This window comes from Gordonia sp. ABSL11-1, from assembly GCF_030315685.1.
Taxonomy (GTDB): Bacteria; Actinomycetota; Actinomycetes; order Mycobacteriales; family Mycobacteriaceae; genus Gordonia.
The window spans coordinates 111871-136038 of the sequence record NZ_JASXSI010000015.1; the positions used below are offsets into that span (position 1 = coordinate 111871).

21 protein-coding genes and 1 pseudogene are annotated in these 24168 nt (G+C 63.9%); 11 read left to right on the forward strand and 11 right to left on the reverse strand.

Annotated features, from left to right (window positions below; genetic code table 11):
- Positions 1-41: 41 nt before the first annotated feature.
- From QSJ19_RS17310 to QSJ19_RS17330, 5 genes are all read left to right on the forward strand, one after another.
- On the forward strand, positions 42-2354 hold the full coding sequence (locus QSJ19_RS17310) for a transglycosylase domain-containing protein (protein WP_502876214.1): 2313 nt from the start codon (positions 42-44) through the stop codon (positions 2352-2354).
- Between the two features lie 126 nt (positions 2355-2480).
- Positions 2481-4088, forward strand: coding sequence for a glycosyltransferase family 87 protein (locus QSJ19_RS17315; RefSeq protein WP_286322197.1), 1608 nt, complete (start codon positions 2481-2483; stop codon positions 4086-4088).
- On the forward strand, positions 4010-4384 hold the full coding sequence (locus QSJ19_RS17320; protein WP_286322153.1) for an HNH endonuclease: 375 nt from the start codon (positions 4010-4012) through the stop codon (positions 4382-4384). The genes QSJ19_RS17315 and QSJ19_RS17320 overlap by 79 nt, the downstream gene beginning before the upstream one ends.
- An 11-nt stretch (positions 4385-4395) precedes the next feature.
- Positions 4396-5394 carry an acrylyl-CoA reductase family protein gene (locus QSJ19_RS17325; RefSeq protein ID WP_286322154.1) on the forward strand — a complete coding sequence of 333 codons (999 nt, stop codon included), beginning with the start codon at positions 4396-4398 and terminating at the stop codon, positions 5392-5394.
- Between the two features lie 56 nt (positions 5395-5450).
- Positions 5451-5858 carry a hypothetical protein gene (locus QSJ19_RS17330; protein WP_286322155.1) on the forward strand — a complete coding sequence of 136 codons (408 nt, stop codon included), beginning with the start codon at positions 5451-5453 and terminating at the stop codon, positions 5856-5858.
- A gap of 7 nt (positions 5859-5865) precedes the next feature.
- Here the strand turns inward: QSJ19_RS17330 and QSJ19_RS17335 are convergent, their stop codons facing one another.
- Together QSJ19_RS17335 and QSJ19_RS17340 are read right to left on the reverse strand one after the other, a co-directional pair.
- Complete coding sequence (locus tag QSJ19_RS17335; protein WP_286322156.1) at positions 5866-6444, reverse strand: GNAT family N-acetyltransferase; 579 nt, start codon at positions 6442-6444, stop codon at positions 5866-5868.
- Positions 6441-7874 (reverse strand): glycosyltransferase family protein, encoded by a 1434-nt coding sequence (locus QSJ19_RS17340; RefSeq protein ID WP_286322157.1) that lies wholly within the window; start codon positions 7872-7874, stop codon positions 6441-6443. Before QSJ19_RS17340 ends, QSJ19_RS17335 begins: the two co-directional genes overlap by 4 nt.
- A 147-nt stretch (positions 7875-8021) precedes the next feature.
- Between QSJ19_RS17340 and rpsF the strand changes: the two genes are divergently transcribed.
- From rpsF to rplI, 4 genes are all read left to right on the forward strand, one after another.
- On the forward strand, positions 8022-8303 hold the full coding sequence (gene rpsF, locus QSJ19_RS17345; protein WP_286322158.1) for a 30S ribosomal protein S6: 282 nt from the start codon (positions 8022-8024) through the stop codon (positions 8301-8303).
- Between the two features lie 123 nt (positions 8304-8426).
- Positions 8427-8942 (forward strand): single-stranded DNA-binding protein, encoded by a 516-nt coding sequence (locus tag QSJ19_RS17350; RefSeq protein ID WP_286322159.1) that lies wholly within the window; start codon positions 8427-8429, stop codon positions 8940-8942.
- 18 nt (positions 8943-8960) lie between these two features.
- Positions 8961-9218 carry a 30S ribosomal protein S18 gene (gene rpsR / locus QSJ19_RS17355; protein WP_124709165.1) on the forward strand — a complete coding sequence of 86 codons (258 nt, stop codon included), beginning with the start codon at positions 8961-8963 and terminating at the stop codon, positions 9216-9218.
- A 17-nt stretch (positions 9219-9235) separates the two neighbouring features.
- Positions 9236-9688, forward strand: a complete 453-nt coding sequence (gene rplI / locus QSJ19_RS17360; protein ID WP_187584458.1) for a 50S ribosomal protein L9 — start codon at positions 9236-9238, stop codon at positions 9686-9688.
- 36 nt (positions 9689-9724) lie between these two features.
- Here the strand turns inward: rplI and QSJ19_RS17365 are convergent, their stop codons facing one another.
- Together QSJ19_RS17365 and QSJ19_RS17370 are read right to left on the reverse strand one after the other, a co-directional pair.
- Positions 9725-10510 carry a GAF and ANTAR domain-containing protein gene (locus tag QSJ19_RS17365; RefSeq protein WP_286322160.1) on the reverse strand — a complete coding sequence of 262 codons (786 nt, stop codon included), beginning with the start codon at positions 10508-10510 and terminating at the stop codon, positions 9725-9727.
- Positions 10511-10730: 220 nt separating this feature from the next.
- Positions 10731-11396 (reverse strand): hypothetical protein, encoded by a 666-nt coding sequence (locus QSJ19_RS17370; protein ID WP_502876215.1) that lies wholly within the window; start codon positions 11394-11396, stop codon positions 10731-10733.
- Between the two features lie 556 nt (positions 11397-11952).
- Here QSJ19_RS17370 and dnaB point away from each other — a divergent pair.
- Positions 11953-15243, forward strand: a complete 3291-nt coding sequence (gene dnaB, locus QSJ19_RS17375; RefSeq protein ID WP_502876216.1) for a replicative DNA helicase — start codon at positions 11953-11955, stop codon at positions 15241-15243.
- A 205-nt stretch (positions 15244-15448) separates the two neighbouring features.
- Here dnaB and QSJ19_RS17380 read toward each other — a convergent pair whose 3' ends face one another.
- The 7 genes and pseudogenes from QSJ19_RS17380 to QSJ19_RS17400 form a co-directional block, all read right to left on the reverse strand.
- A complete protein-coding gene (locus tag QSJ19_RS17380) occupies positions 15449-17605 on the reverse strand; it encodes a TniQ family protein (RefSeq protein ID WP_286322161.1) in 2157 nt (718 codons plus the stop codon).
- On the reverse strand, positions 17602-18663 hold the full coding sequence (locus tag QSJ19_RS17385) for a TniB family NTP-binding protein (RefSeq protein WP_286322162.1): 1062 nt from the start codon (positions 18661-18663) through the stop codon (positions 17602-17604). Before QSJ19_RS17385 ends, QSJ19_RS17380 begins: the two co-directional genes overlap by 4 nt.
- Entirely contained in the window at positions 18657-20000 is a 1344-nt protein-coding gene (locus QSJ19_RS17390) for a TnsB C-terminal domain-containing protein (protein ID WP_286322163.1), read from the reverse strand. The genes QSJ19_RS17385 and QSJ19_RS17390 overlap by 7 nt, the downstream gene beginning before the upstream one ends.
- A 425-nt stretch (positions 20001-20425) precedes the next feature.
- Positions 20426-20956: an ISL3 family transposase gene (locus QSJ19_RS27010; protein ID WP_502876217.1), complete on the reverse strand. Its 531-nt coding sequence runs from the start codon at positions 20954-20956 to the stop codon at positions 20426-20428.
- Positions 20904-21365 (reverse strand): ISL3 family transposase, encoded by a 462-nt coding sequence (locus tag QSJ19_RS27015; protein WP_502876219.1) that lies wholly within the window; start codon positions 21363-21365, stop codon positions 20904-20906. Before QSJ19_RS27015 ends, QSJ19_RS27010 begins: the two co-directional genes overlap by 53 nt.
- Before the next feature lie 21 nt (positions 21366-21386).
- Positions 21387-21755: pseudogene (locus QSJ19_RS27020) on the reverse strand (ISL3 family transposase); the annotation flags it as partial.
- Between the two features lie 391 nt (positions 21756-22146).
- Positions 22147-22938 (reverse strand): hypothetical protein, encoded by a 792-nt coding sequence (locus tag QSJ19_RS17400; protein ID WP_286322165.1) that lies wholly within the window; start codon positions 22936-22938, stop codon positions 22147-22149.
- Positions 22939-23328: 390 nt separating this feature from the next.
- Between QSJ19_RS17400 and QSJ19_RS17405 the strand changes: the two genes are divergently transcribed.
- Positions 23329-23700, forward strand: a complete 372-nt coding sequence (locus QSJ19_RS17405) for a hypothetical protein (RefSeq protein ID WP_286322167.1) — start codon at positions 23329-23331, stop codon at positions 23698-23700.
- The last annotated feature ends 468 nt before the right edge of the window (positions 23701-24168 follow it).

Here is a 24168-nt window from a genome sequence, read left to right on the forward strand (position 1 = left end):
AGCGCTGACATGGTCGTGCGCCTGGATCGGAAGGTGGGTCGATGAGCAACCGCGGTACATCGCCCAGCGGAGGTGGCGCCGGACGCCGGAGCACCGCACCCTCCGCCGACGAGACGACGCGTAAGCGGCATAAGTGGATGGCCCGGGGCCTCGGGATCGTCGGCGGTGTCGTCCCGGTGGTCGCCCTCATCGGCATCCTCGCGTTCATCCTGACGTACTTCGGTGCGTCGGTCCCGGCCCCCGGGGACATCAAGCAGAACCAGGTCGCGACGATCCTGACGAGCAACGGCCAGACCCTGGCGCGGGTGGTGCCCGAAGAGGGCAACCGCACCGACGTCAAGATCACCGACATCCCCAAGTCGATGCAGGATGCGGTCATCGCTGCCGAGGACCGTGAGTTCCGCAGCAACTCGGGCTTCTCCATCCGCGGGCTGTCCCGCGCCGCGATCGGTCAGGTCACCGGCAACGGCGGCGAGGCTGGCGGCGGTTCGACGATCACCCAGCAGTATGTGAAGAACGCCCTCGTCGGTGACGAGCACAGCTATGAGCGCAAGTTCAAGGAGCTTGCGCTCGCGACCAAGATGTCGAACGAATGGTCCAAGGACGACATCATGGCCGCCTACCTGAACACCATCTACTTCGGTCGCGGCGCCTACGGAGTGTCGGCGGCGTCGCAGGCCTACTTCCGCAAGGACGTGCAGAAGCTGACGCCCGCGGAGTCGGCGGTGCTCGCCGCGGCGATCCGCTCGCCCTCCTATTACGACCCGGAGATCAATCCGGATGCGGCGCAGGCGCGCTGGAACTATGTGCTCGACGGCATGGTGGCCACCGGAGCCATGAAGCCCAGTGACCGCGCGGCCCAGAAGTATCCGAAGGTGCCCAACGCCCGCACCCAGTCCGCCGACACCCCCGGTGCCAATGGATTGATCAAGCGCCGCGTGCTCGCCGAACTCGGAGCGCTGAACATCTCCGAGCAGCAGGTGCGCACCGAGGGACTCAAGATCACCACCACGATCGATCCACAGGTGCAGCGCTCGGTCGTCAAGGCGGCCAACGGTCAGCTCGAAGGTGAGCCGAAGAAGCTGCGCACCTCCGTGGTCTCGGTGGACCCACGCACCGGCGGCATCAAGGGCTACTTCGGCGGCAACGACGCGAACGGCTGGGACTATGCCCAGGCCGGCCTGCAGACCGGCTCCTCGTTCAAGGTGTTCGCGCTCGTCGCGGCGCTTGAGCAAGACATCCCACTGTCGAAGGTCTACAGCTCCAGCCCCTACGACGGACCCGGCGGGCTGACCGTCGAGAACTCCGACGGCGAGAGTTGCGGCTCGTGCAACCTCGCGACCGCGATGAAGATGTCGCTGAACACCGTCTACTACCGCCTGATGATGGACCTCGACGGACAGGCCAAGGCCGTCGCGGAGGCGGCGCACAAGGCCGGTGTCGCAGAGAGCTTCGGCGACATCCAGCACACGCTGCAGGAGAAGAACGGTGGCATCGAGGGCGGTGTCGTCCTCGGGCAGTACCCCTCGCGCGTTCTCGACATGGCGTCGGCCTACGCGACGCTCGCCGCGTCCGGCGTGCACCGCGACCCGTACTTCGTGCAGAAGGTGGAGACCTCCGACGGTCAGGTCCTGTTCGATCGCGGCAACGTCGCCGGTGAGCGGGTCTTCCCGGCGAAGGTCGCCGACAACGTGACCTCGGCGCTTCAGCCGATCGCGGCCTATTCGAACGGGCACTCGCTGTCCGATCCGAACCTGGGTTCGCGCCCGTCGGCGGCCAAGACCGGCACCGCCCAGCTCGGCGACACCGGCCAGAACAAGGACGCCTGGATGGTCGGCTACACGCCGCAGCTGTCCACCGCGGTCTGGGTCGGCACCGACGACGGCACCGCGATCACCAACTACAGCGGCTCGTCGATCTACGGCAGCATGCTGCCGTCGGACATCTGGCAGGCCGCGATGAACGGTGCCCTCGACGGCAAACCGATCCAGCAGTTCCCGGAGCCCCAGGCCGTCGGCGGTCAGGCAGGTGTGCCCTACGAGCCGCCGCCGACCTCCTACGACAACTCGCCGCGGTCGCGCACCCCGCGCGATCAGGGCGGCCAGACGCCGCGCATCCCCGGTGAGGGCGGCGACGGCAACATCACCCTCGCGCCCGGCGTGACGATCACCCTGCCCGGCAACGCCGGCGGTGGGAACAACGGCGGCGGAAACGGTGGTGGCAACTCCGGCAACGGTGGCGGAACCGGCGACGGCGGCGGCACGGGTGGCGGAGACACCGGCGGAGGAACCGATCCCGGCACCGGCGACGACACCGGTGGCGGGGAGGTCCCGGAGCCCCCGGCGCTCAACTAGCCGCCGGTGACCGTGGCAGAGGGACACTCGGACGAGCCGGGCTCCCCGGACACCCCCGCGGGGTCGACGGGACACAGGCCGGTGGACTCGCAATCGTGGGACACCGCAGGCGTTCTCGACCCAGACATGCGGGTCGACACCGACCGCGTGCTGCCCTCGCGCACCGACGACGTCGTGCGCGAGGCCTCCTCGGTCGTCGGCGGACCGGTCGGACGGCATGCCGCGGTCGGACGCAGCCGCACGTGGACGCCACTGCGGGTGTTGTTCTTTCTCGCATTGTGTTTCCTCGCTCTGGGATGGTTCGGCAAGGCCGGCTGTCTGCAGCAGGCCCCCGCCGACGGCAACTCCGCCGCGGGCGCGTCGCTACGGCTCGACTGGGACGACCAGCGGCAGTACACCGACCTCTGCTACTCCGATGTCATCGGTCTGTTCGGTGCCGAACGGCTGAACGAGGGCGCCTTCCCGTACCGCACCTACTGGTTCGAGAAGGGCGGCGACGGGCAACAGGTCAAGCGCTACATGGAGTACCCGGTGATCACCGGGATGTACATGTACGGGGTGGCGTGGGTGGCCCGCGCATGGGACTCGGCACACGAGAAGTGGGGTATCCCAGCAGCTCTCGACGTCGTGCTGTTCTTCAACCTCGCCGCGCTCGGGCTGGCACTGTTCTGGCTGGTGACCATCTGGGCGACGGCACTCACCGCACGCACCCGGGTGTGGGTGACCTGGATGGCCGCGCTCTCACCGTTGGTCATCGTGCACATCTTCACCAACTTCGACGCCATCGCCATGGCGATGGTCGCCGTCGCCATCCTGTGCTGGTCGCGTCGAAAACCCTGGCTCACCGGAGTTTTCATCGGACTCGGCACCGCGGCGAAGCTCTATCCGGTGCTCCTGCTGCCGGTGCTGTTCGTGCTGTGTCTGCGTGCGGGGAAGCTCCGCGAGTTCTTCCGGACGGCGGCCGCCGCGGCGCTGGTCTGGATCGCGGTCAATCTCCCCATCCTGATCACCTATCCGCAGGGATGGTGGGAGTTCTTCCGCTACAACTCCGATCGAGCCGCCGAGCGCGACAGCCTGTACCGGATCATCAGCGATGCCGCGGGGTTCACGTGGAACATCGATGTGCTGAACGCGCTCTCGATGGTGTTGATGGTCGCGGTGGTGGCGGCGATCGTTGCGGTCGCGTTGCTGGCGCCGCAACGTCCTCGGCTCGCGCAGCTCGCCTTCCTCGTGGTGGCGGGGTTCCTCGTCGTCAACAAGGTGTGGAGTCCGCAGTACTCGCTGTGGCTGGTGCCGCTCGCCGTGCTCGCCATCCCGCACACACGCCTGCTGTTCGCCTGGATGCTCGCCGACGCCTTCGTGTGGATCCCGCGAATGGCGCTGTATCTCGACGCCGATCGAAAGTGGTTGCCGGAGCAGTGGTTCACCGTGGCGATCGTGGTTCGCGCGATCATGGTGCTGGCGCTGTGCGCGGTCGTCGTGTGGCAGATCTGGCGTCCCGAGGACGACCTGATCCGCAGCCGACGGGACCGACCGAACGAACGGCTCGACGACCCGGCGGGCGGTGTTCTCGACCGCGCACCGGACCGACTCGCGCTGGCGCCGCGACCGCGCACCTCCACTGTCGGGACGGGTGCGCCACCTACGATCGGTGCATGGCACGTGGCGGCTCGCGGAGGGCACGGGCGGGACGGCGACGGCAGCGTCGAATGCGTCTCGCCGACAACGACCTGAATCCGGCACAGTGGGAACTCATCAAGGCCGCCTGGGGAGGCTGCGCCTACTGCGGACGCACCGACGGCGTGCTGCAACGTGATTGCGTCCAACCGCTCTCGGTCGGTGGCCGCTACACCGAACGGAACGTGGTTCCGGCGTGCCGCTCGTGCAACGCCAGCAAATGCAACACCGAGGTCACCGCGTGGATGCGGCGCAAGAAGCTCGACGAAGGCCTGTTCCTGCGCCGCCTCATGGCCATCCGGGAGTCGCGGATCGACGCCGAGCCCGGCCCGCCGGTCGACGGACTTCAGTAGGGTTCGAAGGTATGGGTGACGTGCAGGCGCTGGTGGCGCATCAGGACGACGAAGGCAACATCGATCTCGTTCACGAGGCCGTCGACGAGAGTTTCCTGCCCGACGGTGACGTCGAGATCGCGGTCGAGTACTCGGGCGTCAATTTCAAGGACGCTCTCGCGGTCACGCCGAAGGGCGGAGTGGCGCGGTCCTATCCGCTCATTCCGGGCATCGACCTGGCCGGCACCGTCCGGTCGAGCTCATCGTCGGAGTTCGCCGTCGGCGACGTCGTGGTCGCCCACGGCTACGACATCGGCACCGGCCGGCACGGCGGCTACGCCGATACCGCCCGCCTCCCCGCCGACATGGTGGTGAAGCTGTCCGGTCTGACCGCCAAGGACGCGGCCGCCATCGGCACCGCGGGCTTCACCGCGGCGATGAGCGTCGACGCGCTCGCCTTCCACGGCATCACCCCGTCCGACGGTCCGGTCCTGGTGACGGGCGCGACCGGCGGGGTCGGCAGCGTCAGCGTCGACCTCCTGGCGGCGGCCGGCTACGAGGTCATCGCCTCGACCGGCAAGTCCGACGCGGCCGACCTGCTGCGGACACTCGGCGCATCCGAGGTGATCGGTCGACTCCCCGAAGAAGGGGAGAAGGTACGGGCGCTCGGCAAGTCACGCTGGGCCGCCGTCGTCGACTGCGTCGGCGGCGCGACCCTCGCGTATGCGCTGAGCACCCTGAACTACGGCGGCGTCGTCGCCGCATCGGGACTCGCCGGCAGTGCCGACCTCCCGACGACGGTGCATCCCTTCATCCTGCGTGGCGTGACCCTGGCGGGAATCGACTCGGTGCAACTGCCCATCGACCGCCGTCGCGCCCTGTGGGCACGCCTGGGCGCCGACCTCAAGCCGGCTCACCTGTCCGATGTCACCACCGACGTCTCCGTCACCGACCTGCCGAAGTCGATCAGGACCATCCTGAAGGGCGGCGTCACCGGACGGACCCGGGTCATCGTCGCGGGCGAGTTCTGAACCCGCCGGACGCCGAGGTGGATTGACGATGTTCCCGAGCGGGTACCGAGAAGATCATGGGTGATCGAGCCGAGCACATCCCCGACAGCACCGCCGACGCCGTCGGCAAACTGTCCGAGGCGTTGGAGTACGTCGAGCGGGCCCGCGGACATCTCTACAGCTTCCACCAGCTGATCGGCCACGGTGACCTGGTGCTCGGTGAGGCCGTCGACGCCCTGCGCGCCGACGGGCAGACCGCCGCGGCCGACATGGTCGAGAACGAGATGGTCGGGCGCAACGTGATCAACGGGCGATGGACGTTCCAGGTCGTCGAGGAGTTCGACGACACCTACTGGGGCCCGCTGCGCGAGGCCGAGGAGCAGGTCCGCAGCGACCTGACCGACGGCGTCCGGCACCTGCACGAAGCGCGGATGAAGGAAGCCCGCCGCACCCACGGGCACCCCGATCACACGGAGAATCCGTAGGCGGTACCTACGAGATCCGTTCCAGCAAGCGCTCTTTCGCGGCGGGCCACTCGTCGTCGGTCATCGCGTACAGGGCGGTGGTGCGCCAGCCGTCACCGAACCGGCGGTGCTTGCGCAGCAGGCCCTCGAAGTTCGCGCCGAGTTTGGCGATCGCCGCCCGCGACTGCGCGTTCCGCTCGTGGGTGTGCCACACCAGACGCACCGCGCCGCACTCCTCGAAGGCATGGCGCATCAACAGGAATTTCGCGGTCGGGTTGATGTCGGTGCCCTGCGCGGACTCCGCGTAGAAGGTGTATCCGATGGCGGCCGCACGGTTCGCCGGATCGATGTCGTAGTAGCTCGTCGAGCCGACGATCCGGCCGTGCGCATTGTCGACGACGGCGTAGGCGACACGGCTCGACGGATCGGCCAGCGCCGCCGCGATCCAGGTGCGGCTCGACTCCGGATCCGACGGCACACCCGGCGCCCATCGGAACCGCTCCGGGTCGTCGACGACGTCGGCCAGCTCGGGTGCGTCGTCGGAGGTGAACGGACGCAACGTGATTCGCTCCGCCGACAACACGCCCGTGCCCAACCATCCGCTCATGACGGAGTCAGGACACGCTCGGGTCCGCCTGCTCGCGGCTGACGGCCGAACGAGGCCAACGGCTCTCGCAGCGGTGCCGACACGAACGCGAACAGGAGGTAGGCGAGCACTACGGCGTGGACCCACACGCCGACGTTGACCCCGGTGATCACCCACCACTGCATCGGCGAGCCGGACGTGTAGATCCCGAACAGCCGGAAGATGGTGGTGTCGAGGATGAAATCGGCCACCAGATACGCCGCGATGACCGGCCAGCGCACCTTCAGCAGGACGAAGAACGGCAGGATCCACAAGGTGTACTGCGGCGAATGGACCTTGTGGAACAGCATGAAGCCGGCCAGCATCGACGCGCACACGCCGATCCAGGGGTAGATGCCGTCGCGCTGATGGGCGCGCCAGCCGAGATGGACCGCCAGTGCGAACGACGCCATGATCAGCACCGGCGAGAGCAGACCGACGAGCGAGTTGTAGGTGTCGGTCTGACCACCGGTGAAGTGGCGCAGCCCCCAGTACCAGATGGAGTTGGTGTCGACGTCGGATTTGCGCTCGCCCTGGAACGAGAGCGCAGCCTTCCAGCCCTCGAAGCCCAGCACCATGAACGGCAGTTGGATCGCGACGACGGTCACCGTCGCGGCGATCGCCACCCACACCGCTCCCGCCCAGTCGAGTGCCTTGCGGGCGCCCGGCACGGCACCGTAGGTGAGGACGTAGGCGGCCAGGGGCAGGACGAAGAAGCCGGGGTAGAGCTTGAGACAGAATCCGACGGCGAACAGGATCGCCGCGAGGATCGCCGCCGTCCGAACCGACAACCGTCTCTCACCGGTGCGTGGACTGATCGTCGAGCTCCACGCCATGACCGCGACACCGCCGACGACGGTCGCGACGACGGGCAGCTCCCAGTTGTGGAAGGCGTAGAGGACCAGGGGTGGGGTAGCCGACCAGAGCAGCACCCACCACCGCGTCATGAACGCCAGCATCACGGTGATCGCCAGGCCGAACGGGACCAGCAGCCACACCGAGTGCTGGAAGAACTCGGTGTCGGTGTGGGCGCCGATCGCGCCGAGCCACATGAACATGCCCGAGAGCACGGGGTACTCGACAACTCCGCCAAACAGCTTCCCATCAGGGGAGATGCCCCCGTTGATGTAAGGGAAGACGTGATTGTTGATGTCGCGGCCGACCCACAGGAACATGAGGTCCGAGTAGCAGGGGACGACGGCGTTCGGGTCGCCGACCGGCCAATGCGAGCTGCGCCCCTCGGCCAGGAACGGCGGGCCACCGCACTTGATCTTGGCCTGGTAGCTCCACAGCATCGTCAGACACGACGTCAACAGTGAGACCAGCAGGATCAGCGTCGTGTGGCCGCGCCCGGCGAGCGTGTCGCCGAGGCGGGACGACCCTGTCGGCCGTGCTACAGGGGCGTCGGACATGGCCTACAGGTTAGGTGGTCGACGCTGCGAACGCGATTTCGCTGGTCAGGGGTTCGTCATGTATCTTGGAGCGGTTGCCGACGCAGGCGACCCTCCTGCCACGGACAGTCCGTGGCCGACCTAGCCCATAGGAGGTGATGTGGTCTTATGCGTCACTACGAATTGATGGTCATCCTCGATCCGAATCTGGACGAGCGCACCGTCGCACCCTCACTCGATACCTTCCTCAATGTTGTCCGCAATGACGGCGGCAAGGTGGACGGTGTGGACATCTGGGGCAAGCGCCGTCTCGCTTACGAGATCTCCAAGCACAACGAGGGCATCTACGCCGTCATCGATCTCGACGCCGAGCCCAAGACGGTCAGCGAGCTCGACCGTCAGCTGAAGCTCAACGAGTCGGTCCTGCGCACCAAGGTCCTGCGGAAGTAATCCACAGTTCTTCGATCGACACGTAAGCAGTCGGTGCCGGGCTCTAGGGTTGAAGGAAACGACAACCGATAGTCCGGTGCACGTCGATCATCGAGTGCCCGACCACGACCCAAGGGGAGACACATGGCAGGCGACACGGTCATCACCGTCGTAGGCAACCTGACTGCAGATCCGGAACTCCGGTTCACGCCGTCGGGAGCTGCGGTGGCCAACTTCACGGTGGCCTCCACACCGCGCACCTTCGATCGTCAGACGAACGAGTGGAAGGACGGCGAAGCGCTGTTCCTCCGCTGCAACATCTGGCGCGATGCCGCGGAGAACGTCACCGAGAGTCTGTCCAAGGGAACCCGGGTCGTCGTGCAGGGACGCCTCAAGCAGCGGTCCTTCGAGACCAAAGAAGGCGAACGACGCACGGTGGTGGAACTCGAGGTCGACGAGATCGGCCCCTCCCTGCGCTACGCGACCGCGAAGGTCAACAAGGCCTCGCGCGGTGGCGGCGGTGGCGGATTCTCCTCGGGAGGCGGCGGCGGAAGCCGCGGCTCCTCCGGCGGAGGCGGCCAGCAGGTTGCCGACGATCCCTGGGGCAGTGCGCCCGCGAGCGGATCGTTCGGCGGGGGCGACGACGAACCACCTTTCTAGAAACACACTGGAGTACCAATGGCTAAAGCAAAGAGCACGCGGAAGCCGCGCGTCGAGAAGGTCACCAAGACCAAGGCGTGCAGCTTCTGCAAAGACAAGAAGGCAGTCATCGACTACAAGGACACCGCACTGCTGCGGCGCTTCCTGTCCGACCGCGGCAAGATCCGTTCGCGCCGCGTGACGGGCAACTGCGTCCAGCATCAGCGCGATGTCGCTGTGGCCGTGAAGAACTCGCGTGAGGTGGCCCTGCTGCCCTTCACTTCGACCGGTCGCTGAGCGGGAAGGGGACTGACATGAAACTCATCCTCACCGCCGCCGTGGAGAACCTCGGCGAGGCAGGCGACACCGTCGAGGTCAAGGACGGTTACGGCCGCAATTACCTGCTGCCCCGCGGCCTGGCCATCAAGGCCACCCGTGGAGCCGAGAAGCAGGTCGAGGACATCCGTCGCGTGCAGGCTGCACGCGAGGTCCGTGGCCTCGAGCACGCCAACGAGCTGAAGCAGGCCCTCGAGGCGCTGTCCGACATCTCGCTGGACGTCAAGACCCACGACTCTGGCAAGCTGTTCGGCTCGGTCACCGCGGCCGACGTCGCCGGTGCGATCAAGTCGGCCGGCGGACCCGCCGTCGACAAGCGCAGCGTCGAACTGCCGAAGGGCCACATCAAGGCCACCGGCAGCTACCCGGTCGTCGTGAACCTGCACCCCGATGTGCGGGCCACGGTCGAGCTGGCAGTCGTCGCCGGCTGACACGACCACCACGGCTCGACTGCGCCGGTCAACCCGTCACGGGTTGGCCGGCGCAGTCGTCTGTGCTTTGTCCTTGTCGCCGCCGCGCCCCTTGTCGCCGCTGCTCTCGTCGTCGGGACTCACCGGCCGATCGGCCTCGACGAGCTTGCGCGCCAGATCGCGCAGTGGTGTGTTGGTCTCCTGCGACAGCCGTTTCAACAGGTCGAACGCGTGGTCGGAGTCGCATCCGTAGCGTTCCATGATCATGCCCTTGGCCTGCCCGATGATGTCGCGGGTCGCCAGCGCGGCCTGGAACTGTTCCTTGCGCCGCACCGCATCCCACGCCAACGACGCGTGCGTGGCATAGGCCTGGGCCACCGCGAACGCGTCATCGTCGAACGCCCGGACACGGTCGGAGTAGACGCCGAGCGCTCCGAGAGCATGCGTCCGGGCCATCAGCGGGAACACCAGGACCGAACGAATGGGTGTGCGTGCCAACGCATTCGCCCGATACTGCGGCCAGCGACCGTCCTGCGTGAGGTCGTCGATGCGGACGATGACCCGGTCGCGCGCCGCATCGGCCGACGGCCCGACGTGCTCCTCGTGCTGGACGTCGTCGAGGATCGCGGGATAACGGTGGGTGCTGGCCGGTGTCGTGACGGCGCCGTCGTCTCCCGTCACGGTGATGGCGGCGTACTGAGCACCAGGAATCAGTTGCGCCGCGCCCGCGGCGATCTCGTCGAGCGCGAGCGGGATGTCGGTGTCGGCGTGGCGCTGGACCCGGTGCATCAGGTCAGCGATGTGGAGTTGCAGCCGGGCACCGTCGGCACTCTCCGAACTCACTGCATGAACCCCCACTCGCCAGGTGTGTCTCACCCGGCAAGCGATCGCACGGCGGTGCCGGGTCGCTGCTTGTTCAACGTGAGGAGAACTCTACCCAACGCCGAAACCGGCCTCTCCTGGTGTCGCCCACGTGGATACGCCCTCCGCGGAGCCGTCTGATCACAGACGTAGCCGAAATCGTCTGCCGGCGCCGATTCTCGCTACGTCTGCGTGTCGACGATCAGATCGGCGGCAGCTGATTCCAGTACTGCAGGCGCGCAGGCAGATAGCGCGGCGCCGGATTCGCACTATGGGCGGTGTCGCCGCTGGGGAAGAAGAACTTGTGCCAGGCCGCGGTCAGGATGAACGCGCGGGCGCCCGTCCGGCAGGCGATGGTGTCGGGGCGCGGCGCCGTGCACGTGACGCCGGCGATCGTCACCTGTTTGCCGACGGCCAGGGCCGGCGGCCGGAACCCGGATGGTGCTCCGAAGCGGTAGTCGGACCAGTCGGGCACCCACCACGGGCCCTGCTGATCGCCGGAGATCGCCACACCGCGGGCTGTGGGGGGTGCCGTCGCAGGCCGGCCCTGACAGCCCACGTAGCGATACGACGGCCCGATCTGACACAGGCGTCCACCGACGCGGAGGAATGCGCGACCGTTGTCGGCGTAGGCCACAGGGCGGAACTGTGCGCCGTCGACGGGCTGATACCGGGACAGGTCGAACTCGACGGGCATCGTCGGTCCGGGCGGGGGAGCGGCCGGCGCCGCCGCGACGGGTCCCAGCACCACGGCGACCGCACTCAGCGTCGCGACCCACAGCGCTGCGAACGCGTGCCGCCATCGACGATCGTTGCCGGATCGGGTGTCTCCGGCGCTGCCCGACAGGTGCCTCCCCACGCCGATCATTGGATCACACGGCCGACCGTACGGTGAACCGAACGGTCGGATCTGTGGACAACCGACCCATTCCGCGTGGCGCCGCACAAACCTATGAACGGTTGTTACCCACGTCGCACGCAATGTTCACCGAGCTGTTGGCTGCAGGTTGTTGAACCATGACCGCAACACGCCGAACAGCGGGTCCGACGTGACACGCCGAGACGAATTCTTCAGTCATCTGTGGAGTAAGTACTCGGCGCTGACCTGCGAATACTTTATTGCTCACAGAACATTTCCCCACTTTGTACACAGGGGGCTCACAACGGCGCCGACGGCGTCCACAGTCGGTCCACAGATTGCTGACAGAGTTGTGCACAGCCGCGTTTGAGCGGGATGGGTGAGGGATCTACTGTGCTCCGACAGTGCCTCTGTGACGGGGACCGGGTGCCGGTGAACGAGGCTTGTCAGTGCCTGTCGCTATCACGGAATCAGCACGACCGACGTCGGTGGCGGATGCCGCCGACGCCACAGAGTCGGACCCACTCGAGTGAGTGGTGCAAGTACTGCGAGAGGTTTGACACACGTGGCAGTAGTCGATGACCGCGGGCATGAGCCCGGCCGCCTGGAATCGGTGGCGAACGGTCGAGCAGATCGCGGTGAGGACGGTGTCCCCACCGAGGACTTCGGTCGGCAGCCGCCGCAGGACATGGCCGCCGAGCAGTCGGTGCTCGGAGGCATGCTCCTGTCGAAAGACGCGATCGCCGACGTCGTCGAGAAACTCCGGCCGGCCGACTTCTACCGACCCGCCCATCAGGCCGTCTACGACGCGATCCTGGAGCTCTACGGCAAGGGTGAGCCCGCCGATGCGGTGACCGTCGCGAATGAGCTGGAGCGGGCCGGTGAGCTCCGTCGGGTCGGTGGCGCACCGTATCTGCACACGCTGATCTCGACGGTGCCGACCGCGGCGAACGCCGGGTACTACGCGGAGATCGTGGCGGAGAAGGCGATTCTGCGTCGTCTGGTGACCGCCGGGACACGCATCGTGCAGTTCGGTTACGCCGGCGGCGACGGCCAGGACGTCGCCGAGGTCGTCGATCGTGCGCAGGCGGAGGTCTACGAGGTCACCGAGCGCCGGACCGCCGAGGACTACGTGCCGCTCGAGGAACTGCTGCAGCCGACGATGGACGAGATCGACTCGATCGCCTCCCGTGGTGGCATCTCCCTCGGCGTGCCGACCGGCTTCGTCGACCTGGACAAGATCACCAACGGCCTGCACCCGGGCCAGATGATCATCGTCGCCGCCCGCCCCGGCGTCGGCAAGGCGCTCGCGCTCGATACACCGCTACCCACACCGACCGGCTGGACCACCATGGGCAAGGTCGCCGTCGGCGATCAGTTGCTCGACGCCCAGGGCCGCCCGACGCGAGTGGTCGCCGCCACCGAGGTGATGACCGAACGGCCCTGCTACGAGGTCGAATTCAACGACGGAACCATCCTCGTCGCCGATGAGCAGCACCAGTGGGTGGCCGACATCGACGGTAAACGTCAGACCGTCACCACCGACGCCATGCGTGCCCACGTCGGGTGTGCCGTCGTCCGGAACACGCAGCCGCTCGATCTGCCGCGCCGCCGGTTCGCCTATGGCCCGTACACCGTCGCCGCGCTCGCCGGGATGGCGTTCGACGATCCCGAGATCAGCATGCGCATCGACGCCGAGGGACCGGTCGACGTGATGACGCTGATGGCCGACCTCGGCGGCCGCATCCCGTTCGAGTACCTACGGGGATCGATCGCGCAACGACGGGCACTGCTCGCCGGGCTGCTCGACGCCCGGGCCACCGTCGACGACGACGGCTGGATCACCGTCCCCGCGGCGACGCGGCACATGACCGCCGTGGTCGCCGACCTGGTCGCCGGACTCGGCTACAGCTACAAGCGTTCGGCCACCGGCTGGCTGCGCGTGGATGCCGACGACGACGTGTTCACGGTGCACCACAAGGCCATTCGACACAAGGAGCTCCGCCGACGGGCCGGCGTCCGCCGCCTTGTCGCGGTCCGCCCGATCGACAGCGTGCCGGTGCGCTGTGTAGAGGTAGACAACGACGAGCACATGTACCTCGCCGGTGAGGCCATGGTGCCGACGCACAACTCGACGCTCGCCATGGACTTCCTGCGGTCCTGCTCGATTCACAATCAGCAGACCAGCGCGATGTTCTCGTTGGAGATGAGCAAGACCGAGATCGTCATGCGTCTGCTGTCGGCGGAGGCGAAGGTCAAGCTCGGCGACATGCGCGGCGGCACGATGAGCGACGACGACTGGACCCGGCTGGCCCGGCGCATGGGTGAGATCTCCGAGGCGCCGCTGTTCATCGACGACTCACCCAACCTGACGATGATGGAGATCCGCGCCAAGGCACGGCGACTGAAACAACGTCACGACCTGAGGCTGGTCGTCGTCGACTACATGCAGCTCATGACCTCCGGAAAGAAGGTCGAGTCGCGTCAGCAGGAAGTGTCCGAGTTCTCCCGTCAATTGAAGCTGCTCGCAAAGGAACTCGAGGTTCCGGTTGTTGCGATCAGCCAGCTGAACCGTGGCCCGGAGCAGCGAACCGACAAGAAGCCGCAGGTGTCGGATCTGCGTGAGTCGGGATGTCTGCCGGCGTCGGCTCGAATCCTTCGAGCAGACAACGGCTCCGAGGTCACCCTCGGTGAGCTGATGGCGACCGGAGAGCAACCGCTGGTGTGGTCGTTGGACGAGCGGCTCCGCCTCGTCAAGCGCCGCATGGTCAAGGTGTTCCCGAGCGGATGCAAGGAGGTCTTCCGCGTGCGGATGGCCTCCGGGCGTGTCGTCGAGGCGACGGGGAATCATCCGTTCTTGACGGTGGATGGGTGGATTCCGTTGGCGGAGTTGATGGTCGGCGAGAAGGTTGCCGCGCCGCGTAGCGTCCCCGAGCCGGTGGCGACGTGGACCTCTGCGTCGTCGGCCGTGGCAGATGCCGTCGAGTGGCTATGCGGAAACGGGCCCGAGGTCGGCGTGAGGCAGTCGCCGTCGACTGATGTCATGCGCGTGGTCGGCGAAGTCGTCGAGCGAATGGCAGTTAAGTCGGCGGACAACTGGCTGATTCCCGTTCAGAGTGCTGATGCGGCAGCGGAGCTCGCGCACCTCATGGCACGGTTGGGTGTTTTTGCTGGTATTTCGCGCTCCGATGGTCGAGTAGACACGATCGCAAAGCTCGCGGGCGCAACTATTCCTGCTGGTCGAGTAGCCACGAGCGAGCGTAGCGAGCCCGAGGCGTATCGAGACCACTCGCACACCGTCACCATCAACGGCCACGAGCAGATCTCTCTATTGAGCAACGCTCTCGGTCTGGCTGCTCCGGCAGCCCCGATCAAGTTCCCCGGCCAGGCCAATGCCATAGCGTCCGAACGTCTCCACGAGATCCTGCGTGCCCCTGAACTGGTCCCAGCATCACAGACTGCCGCAGCTGACTCTCGATCTGCAGATGGCGGCCGTTCCGTACTGGGCCAAGTCGCCGACATCCTCGACGACGTCGACGTCGACCTCCTGGTCAGCAACGACGTCTACTGGGACGAGGTCGTTGACATCGAAAGCGTCGGTGAGCAAGACGTTTTCGACGGAACGGTACCGGGGACGCACAACTTCGTCGCGAACGGGATCGCGCTTCACAACAGCCTCGAGCAGGACGCCGACATGGTCATCCTGCTCCACCGCCCCGACGCCTTTGAGCGCGATGACCCGCGCGCGGGTGAAGCCGACATCATCCTCGGCAAGCACCGTAACGGCCCGACGGCGACGATCACCGTTGCGCACCAACTACATTTGAGCAAGTTCGTGGATATGGCGCGGGGGTAGGGCGCTGTGGCTATCGCGAAAAGTTGAGACGAATCGGCGTCTCTGTGAGACGTTGAGACAAATCGACTTGTTTTGTAAGAATGTTGAGACACTTTGAAACGGCCGCGATACCACCCGAGACGTTTAGTCACGTGACGTTTGATGAACTACAGTGTGGTAAGCGATGTGGCCGGTTGTCGCGAAGCGATAGTTCGGGTGATCTTCGCTACGTGAACGCTGATATCGCAGAATTGGAGACGGACCGCAATCGGTCGACGTTCATGTCGACAAGAATGCGAAGTTCGCTGCCGATGCTCGTCAGTCTTCGTGTTGCGGTATTTGGGCTATCGCGTGTGAATAGAGGATCGTCGAGTGCCATTTCGAGGAACGAAGTTTCTTTGGCGATCTGATGGTTCGATGTTCCGGCTGCGGATGCGGCCGCGCTGATAGAGGGCCAGTCGGCGGTCTCGCTGAATCGGAGCAATCGTTGGGCGAGCAGCGCATGTCCCGATAGCGCGATATGCAGCAGTTCCTCACTTTCGCCAGCTGCGGTCACGGCGTGCTCAAGCGATCTGGATGTCCGTCTGAGGTCTGTGCGGTGTGAGGTGTCGAGGAAATGGGAACCGGTTCCTGGAGCCCAGATTCCACCAGGCCCTAGAATTGGGCTGTAAGTGACAGGTTCGCCAATTCGTTCCTTCAGGAGTAGTCGCTGGGCTACCTGTCCTGCGGCTTGTTCAAGCTCGAAAGGCATTGTGGTGACGAAAGCTCTGTAGCTATAGGCGGCGGGGCCGTGGAGTAACTGGGTGCCGCGTGTGAAGAATGGATCGTTTCCGGTGAGAAGTTGCCAGACGTACCTGCTGATTTTCCATCGGAATGCGTTGGTGAGGTAGAGATCTGAAATGCGCGCAAGTTCGCGCATGTGGTTGCGACCGATGTCGCTTGGACGCGGCCACAGGAGCCGTCGGCGCCGGTAGTCGATCGGGGCGGGATGCATCTGTAGATGTTCGTGCAGAGTGGCGATGTAGATGTAGGTGGCGATGCCTTCGTCGTGGGCAATTAAGTTGCTCAGAGCAAACCGGAGGGCGTCGTCACTGATTTCGATGTTGAATGTGTTTGCGAGAGTTGAGGTAGTGGCGCGTCGTCCAAAGAGGGCGAGCGCGATCGGCGCCAACTGTGAGAATACTCGTTGAACTCGAGGTGGCATGGATGGCGCGTTGAGTGTGACAATGGGCCAGATTGTGGACGGTAGGGTTTGCGCATCTATCGAGCGAGTGGAGCCGAGCGCGAACGTCTTGTAGGCATGCTGTGTGCGTCGCCTGCCGATGCTGTCCTTTGAGACCAACTTGGGGTGAAAGTAGTTGACGCCTCGATGCAGATCAATGACGCGGAGCAGTGCGTTGCTCACCGGGCCAGCAGTTCTTCGACGCGCTACGCCGGACATCGTGGCAGCGCGATCGGGTGTGATCCAACTTTCACATCGGTCGACTGACCATCGCGTACGGAGCGTGTCAATTGCGGCGGTCTGCGCAACCAGGAAGGTTGCGCGAGGCACCTTCCGCATGGATTCGCTGTAGTGGGCCTGCTCGTCGGGAATCCACGCCGTGGGAACTAAAGGGGTTTCGGGGTCGAGCGCGGCAGGGATGCGCTGAGTCGCCGGAATCATCGCGTGAAGTGCGTGTCGGGTCAGCAACGTGAGATCGCGAAGAATTGTGGTGGCCGAAAGATACTCACCCTCGGCGTACTCACATCTCGCGCCGCCTTCGTCGATGACTTCTGAAAGCCAGCGTTCCTGCTTGGCTGCGTGGGAAGTCAAGTTGACGTGGGTTGCCGTGGTCTCGGCCAGCGATTCAGAGCAGCACGAGGTGGGGCAACTGCGAATACGCCACATGGTAGTGAGTTGGCCTGGCCGACGTGGATGATATGTCGCGGTGGTTCGGGGGCGGTTGCCGCAGGCGGGACATTCGTCGACGAGAAGTACGGAGTGTGCATCGCAGACATTGGTCCAACGTAGGTACCACGAAATCCTCCATCGGAGGTCGTTCTGGGCCAGGCACTCTGGGCAGAACGCGACGTGGCCGGGAAAGCTCCAGGTGTCATCGCCAGCCCGACCTGCACCCTCCTTGAGTTGTAGACCGGCCCGGGTGAATCGAGCGGTCGTCGCCTGGATGAGTTGCTGCTCTTCGACGTCAGTTAGGCGTGACAACTCCTGAACCGCGGCGTCGGTGATACGGCGACCGAGCGGGCTTCCCGAACTTGGGCTTTCAGACACGTTGATTGCCGAGAACAGCTGACGTGGAGTGCAGTAATGCAACTCGCACAGGTGCTCTACGAATGAATCGAGTGATTCGCCGGGATAGAGTTCAGGTACGAGGGATAGAGTCACGGCGTCAAGACTGCCTTTTCCATCTCTACGTGAAGGTGCTGGATGGTGGGACTTTCGCGGCGACGGACAGCCAATTCGCACACGTCTTTCAAGATGAGAAAAGAAGTCCCGGTTCGTCCTTGAGCGAAGGTGAACAGTTCGACAGCGAACTCTCGAGACTTCAGTTCCCTCACATCGAGGCCCGGTATCCGCTCAAGCTGGCTCACCAGGCCGTTCATGCGCTTTAGCCACGCATTCAGATGATCACTGTTGGAACTGTCGAATGCGCGCAGCTGAACGGCCTTCATTCGGTTGCGCAGCTGCATTGCGGCCTCGTCAGGGTGATCAAGCAGACCTTCCGAGGGCTTTGCTCTTGCCGCCGCCGGGCGTTCGGACTGTGGGACTCGTAGCACGTCGGTCCGCCTGTAGAGAGCAGAATCTCGCAAACCTGCGCCAACAAACACGAAGCTCACGGGTAGGGATAGGAGTCGACGCAAGTTATCGGTCAGATCTCGACTTGCGCCCACGCGCCGCAGCATGTGACCTTCATCGACAACGATCAGCAGACATCCGATAAGTGGCAGTATCGTGCGGAGACGCCGGAGGATGGTGGTCTCCACGTCGGACCGGGAGACGAATATGCCGGCAAATTCGGCAATGGATTCGACCAGCGTCTTGCTGCTGGCCCCCTGATCCCCGACGTAGATGACGGGAACGTGAACAGACTTCACTCCTTCGCGCTTGGGCGGTCTCTCATCGCGGAGCAGCATGTCGTTGATCCGCAGCAAGACCGGGATGATCGTGTACGTCTTGCCAACGTGGCTGGGCCCGTCGATTGCTACCCACCGCGCGTCGTCGTAGGCGGCGCCCGCGTTGTGGTCAAGCATTCTCATCACTTCCTCGTATGTGCGTGCGATGTCGGACGTTTCAATTGGCCCGAGCCCGGAAATCCATCGTGTGAGCAGACGGATGTCGCCATCGAGCCCGCAAGGCGGGGCAGGGTAATCATCAATACGCCGGGGCAAGTGGCCCCAACAGCCACGATCCTGAATCGAGCGCTTGTAGAGATCATTTACCATAGGTCATCTCCTATATCCGGAATATCCCGAATTACGAACTCGTCGATGTTGAAGGGGAAGTCTTTGTCGGTGCTTTGATTATCTGTGTCGGCGACAGGACTAGATCCAGGAACTCCGGATGGGTCCGGAAGGCGCAACTCAACTCGGGTGCGATCCCTGGAGAATCTCGATGAATTCTCCTTGTGAATCTCGCAGAGTAGGTCACTAAAGAGCGTACCCACAGCGATACGCTGTCCACGAGTCCAGAGTTTCTCTCCGAGACGAGATGCCCAATCCTCGGAAATGAGCGAGCTAAATGGCTCGAGTGCAGTCCCGTCGTCGGCAATGGCACGGAGGGTGTACCAACGCCCATCCTCGCTATCGCGGATAAAGACACGGGATATATCGTTGCGGTCGTGGTGAACCCGTACCATCTCGGATAGGAGGCCTCGACTTTTTCGAATATCATTGACCACCTTTCCGACGATCTCCGCGTGGTATCGAAATGGTCCCTTGTGGATGCCCTCTGGATTGAGTTTGAGCTCGGTGCTGTCGAGTAGGCCGTATACGTCGTCGGGATGTACATCGATTCGGGGCCCTAGTCCTCGTGCGACGCACTGGACGAAGCGGCTAGCGGGCGAATGAAAGTTGCCATCAGGGGTTGGAAGGCCCTCATGTGGCCGGTAGGGCCGAAGTTTGTTCGCCCATACCGTGAGAATCGCGTTGAACTGTTCGAGGGTAAGAAAGTCGGCGTCCGGAAGTTTATCGACATCGGCTCTGTTGTCCACAGAACCCCCGCTGTATGCCGCAGTGTACTGGAGGAACATATTCATCACCGAGTTTGCGTTTTCCACGTACGGTTTGTGACTACCTGTACGGGTTGCCGCATACTCGATCTCACCGCCCCATCGAGCTACACAGTCTGACATCTGGTAATTCTCGATGTTGGAGCCGTGGTCATTGACAATGGTGCCGAATCCATATGGCGCAACTCGGAGTTGCACGGTGGATGGAACTCCAAACGGAATGTCGATATCGTACTTGGGTTGTTCGGAGACCAGGGGGTGTAGTGCGGAGAACAGTGCTAGTCGCCAGTCAACTGCAATGGGTGGTTCACGAGTCACTCGAACTGATACAAGGCGTGTGACAACGCAGATTAGGACGATGATCCATGGTCTGAATCGCTCGCGAGTATCAGGGCAGATCAGCCAGATGTCTCCTTGAGTGGCGTCAATTTCGATTCGCTCGCCCGGCATGATTGGAGGTTGAGCGCGGTGCCCAGTGATTGCGCGTGATGATTCGTTTTTTCGCTGCCGAGATGTCTTGTCCAGTCCAAGCTCCTTGGAGACGAGCTTCACTGCCCGCTCCAGTCGATACGGCGGAATTGAGTTTGGGTCGAGTTGGGCGTCTCTGATGGCAGTACAGGCTCGAACGACAAGCACTTCGAGTTTCCGCCTCGGTAGATGCGGTCCAGCTAGTTCTGCGAGACCGCGATACATCGCATCCAGATACTCGGCGGGAATTCGCAATCGTGGATCAGGCGGTTGGTTGCTGGCTTTATAGGGTACCAATTCTCTGATGTTGCGTTCTCGCTCGTAGCAACCCAGCATCCTGTAGATCGATGCCCGCGAATATCCAGGAACTCCCTTTAGATCTGATATGAGTTGGCGTTTTCGTCGACTGGGGCTGGTTACGTCCGGATGGTATCTATCTGCTGGGCCGGAGCCAAAGCTGACCGCCGGAGCGCCGTCAAGTATCAACCGCATATACAGGCTCTTCAAGGTTAAGCGGGCACTGCTTGGCAGTGGAATTGCTGGATGTTGGCCCGCTGGGCGCGGGTGCAGTGGAATCGTATCCGGCGGCGTGAGTTCTCGGTGTTGCGGAAGCCGCAGGCAACGCGTTTGACCTGTTTGACCAGCCGGTTGTAGCCCTCGGTGCGGGCGTTGGTCAGTCCGGTGTGCAGAAAAGCGAGGATCGCCGGCCACCATGTCTCGATCGTGGTCGCCAACCGGGTGACTTCGGGAATGTCAGCGGCGGCGCACCAGGCGTAGAACCGGTAGAGGCGCCGACGGATCTCACTATCGTTAGCACCCTCGCGGGCAGCGGACAGCAACTGGCGCAGTTCTTCTTTCGCGATGTAGGCAGTCAAGATCTGACTGGTCGGATCGTTGTCGACCAACGCGTTCCACATCTTCGCAAACGACTTGTCCGACAGTCGTTCTCGGGCCGAAAGTAACCGGCGGCGATTCGCCCATTCCGGGTCATGTCTGCGCCCGCGGCGACCGTGAGCGTCGAAGGTCACCCGACGTCGCACCGCAGTGACGGTGTCGTTGGCACAGCTTGATCAGGTGGAAATGATCGACCACCACCTGCGCGTTGGGTAACACGGTGTCGGTGACCGCGGCGGCGTAGGCGGCCGACGGATCGATCACCACATGGGTGATCTCGGTGCGGAACTGCTCGCTCTGGGTGGTGAGCCAGTCGGTGACCGCCGCGCTCGTGCGGCCCTCAACCTGCCCCAGCAGTCCCTGATCACCGCCCAGATCGACGAACCCGGTGTCCCACGGGTCCACTCGCACCCACCGTCGGCCATCGGCGTCCTTGATCCAGCGAGGCCTACCGCGGCGGGTCTCATCAATTCCGAGCACCCTCACCGGCTGTGGGTCGATGAGCACCTGCTCGGCGTGCTCGACGAAGGCGGCGTGCGCAGTCGGCCACGACACGCCCACCCCGGTCGCGACCTCGCTGACTGAGCGGGCTGCCTCACCAACCGATCGGCCGATCTGGGTGCGTAATCGAGTCGTGGTGCGCCGCCGCGGCGGCACCTGCGAAATCGATTCGGTAAACGTAACGCGTGCGCACTCCTGGTTCACACAGCGATACCGTGTCTTATTCCACCGCAACAGGATCGGATCATCACCGTAGCGGATATCGCGGGGTCGGGTGACCGTGCGATCCTTCACCGACCTAGACACCACACAGCAATCAGGGCACCGCGACGCCTCTGGATCAGTGGTCACCACATCCACCACCCGGACCCGGTCAACCTGCGTGACCACACCTGTGACTTCAAGTCCTTCCAGACCCAACAACAACGACGTAGCATCAGCCATGCCCCTGGTACTCCTCCACCGAAATCGGAATGTGTCGCAACATCCAGATTTCCGGAGACCAGGGGCGTCTCACGTCATCGACACGCCGGCCCGCTGACCAGGCATTGCCCGCTCAACCTTGAAGAGCCCATATACATGGCGCGCTCTTCAGCCCGTGCTCGCTGGTCGGGCGTACAGTCCGAGAGAACATCGCCAGGGACGGTATCGCGGACGTGATCAGGCGAAAAATACTCGTGCGCAGCACGCATGGCTTCGGCGAGTTCAAGCTCAAGCAACTCACCCTCATCGCTTTCTAGAATTGCTAGAGGTGTGCGCGATTTCGTCGCGATGTGGCGCACAGTCCATTCAGTCGACTCGTACTCGAAGCGAGTCCCCTTGCTCATCGAGCATGCTACTTGCGCCATACCACCTCGGTGTATACGTCGATGTCAGCTTCGAAGTCGGCATCGAAGTGGGCTTGTGCGAGTGCCAGCAGAGCTCGGAACAGCCCTTGCTTCTCCAGCCGACGATCGTCGCGTGCAGCGACCGAGATCCCGTATATCGTCGCGGGACGGCTTTCGCTGACTCGGGCCCACCAGTCGGTTTCGGTGACGGGAGATTTCCAGCGGAGAAAGGCCATCAAGTTGAGATTGCGAACGCGTATTGGCGACATATCCACTTCAAGTCGATAGCGGAGGTTGTCTTCGGTGAAGGTGTCTGGCAGAAGTCCACCGAGGAGGGCGTGACTGTAGTCAGTGAGCAATCGCCTCGGCCGAACGCTGACGATTTCCACAGTTCCGTTTATCGCAGCCGCAATATCGGGGATTTGACAGATCACCCCAGCGTCGCCGAACTTCCACACCACGATCAGGGGTTGCGTCCGATATGCGGTGACTCCGGCGCGGCGATCCAGTTCGACGAGGTGGTGTCGTTCGAGTTTAGATTCCGCCAGCACAGCCGAGGTGAACCCTTCGACCCGTGTGCTGTGTAGGACAAGCTTTGACGGCGCGCCTTGATACGACCCAAGCCGGCGGACAGGTGCCATATCAGTGATCAACGAGGCGTCCAGTCCCGATGGAGTTGTCTCGTGGATGGACCTGCCATCCCACCAAAAGACCTTCGCAGTGGCGATAGCTTCACGCCTGAGGTCGTCGTCGTCCATGACCTTCAGGGCCAGGTCCTTGTCCATCGTGGTGCGCATCATCGCTGACAGCTGGGCCGGGGACCGACGTGCGCCACGACGGGCAGTGATTGTTGCTCCGGGTACCTGCGCTGTCACGGGTCCGACCTAGTACCCGGTGCGACGGCAGAAGCGCCCGGAATAGTGAATGGACATCGAGCAGCGTGAGTTGCGAACATCGGGTACCTCGCTGAGGACATGCGACACTGTCTAGGAAGAGCCAACACACCCGCACACACCGACGCTGCCCACCAGGGGCTGGCCGACACCACCGCCGAAGGAGCCTTCGATGCCTTCCACACGGGCCATCTGGAGCGTAATCCAACAGCCGTCAGAACGTCGTAGTTTCTACGTTATTTCCTCGTCTTTATCGCGCACTTACGGCGGTATCACGCCGTGAGTAGATTTAGTTCAGTGCTGACGGAAGAGCCACCTGCGCTCGCGGAGTGGATCGGCGAGGTGCTCGGCGTCGAACTTGCGGCGCGTGCACTTGGCGTATCGGACGCCAGAACAGTCAAACAGTGGGGAGACGGCACCCGCGCAATCCGGCCTAACGCACTGCTCAGACTGCGCACAGTCGCACAGATTGTCGACGAGTTGTCGGACGAACTCACGCCGACCGGAATCCAAGCGTGGTTCACGGTCTTCCATCCGGACTTCGGCTTCAAGACGGTCATCCAGATCCTCGATGAAGGACCCCTGGAAGAAGTGGCACCCCCCATCCTGGAAGTTGTCTTTGCCCACGACCTCAAAGAACGTAGTGGGGGCAGTTCCCAGGCATCGTAGGCTTGTTGTTCATTGCCGAGCAGTCTGAAGGAGGACTTGCTCAGTTGTGGTTGTGCCGCGGATTCCCGCGGTCAACACAGGGGCCGCTTGCTGTCGCTTGCACCATCCGACGTCGAATTGCCCGACGAATAGCGCACAAGTACGCCCAAGTCATCGGTGGGTCGGTGGGTCCCTACCGACCCACTTCCGCTCGACCGTTCTAGCCCCGCATTTCCCCGGCGATACTTGGCGTTGGCCGACCTGGACCACCGCACTACCCTTCTGGATCGCCGCTCAGCCCGAACAGGGGCGCGACGCTGGCTTAGCCGGCGTAAGCAGGTGTGGAACTGCTGGTTCGACTCGTGAAGCTGCTTGCTCAACGAGGCACGAGGCTTCCCCCAGTCACGACTTCTGTCCGAGTCCTGTGCCGGATTGTCGGATAGGTCCGGCATGCTGTCTGTCAATGCGCTCAAGTCGAAAAGAAGTGGG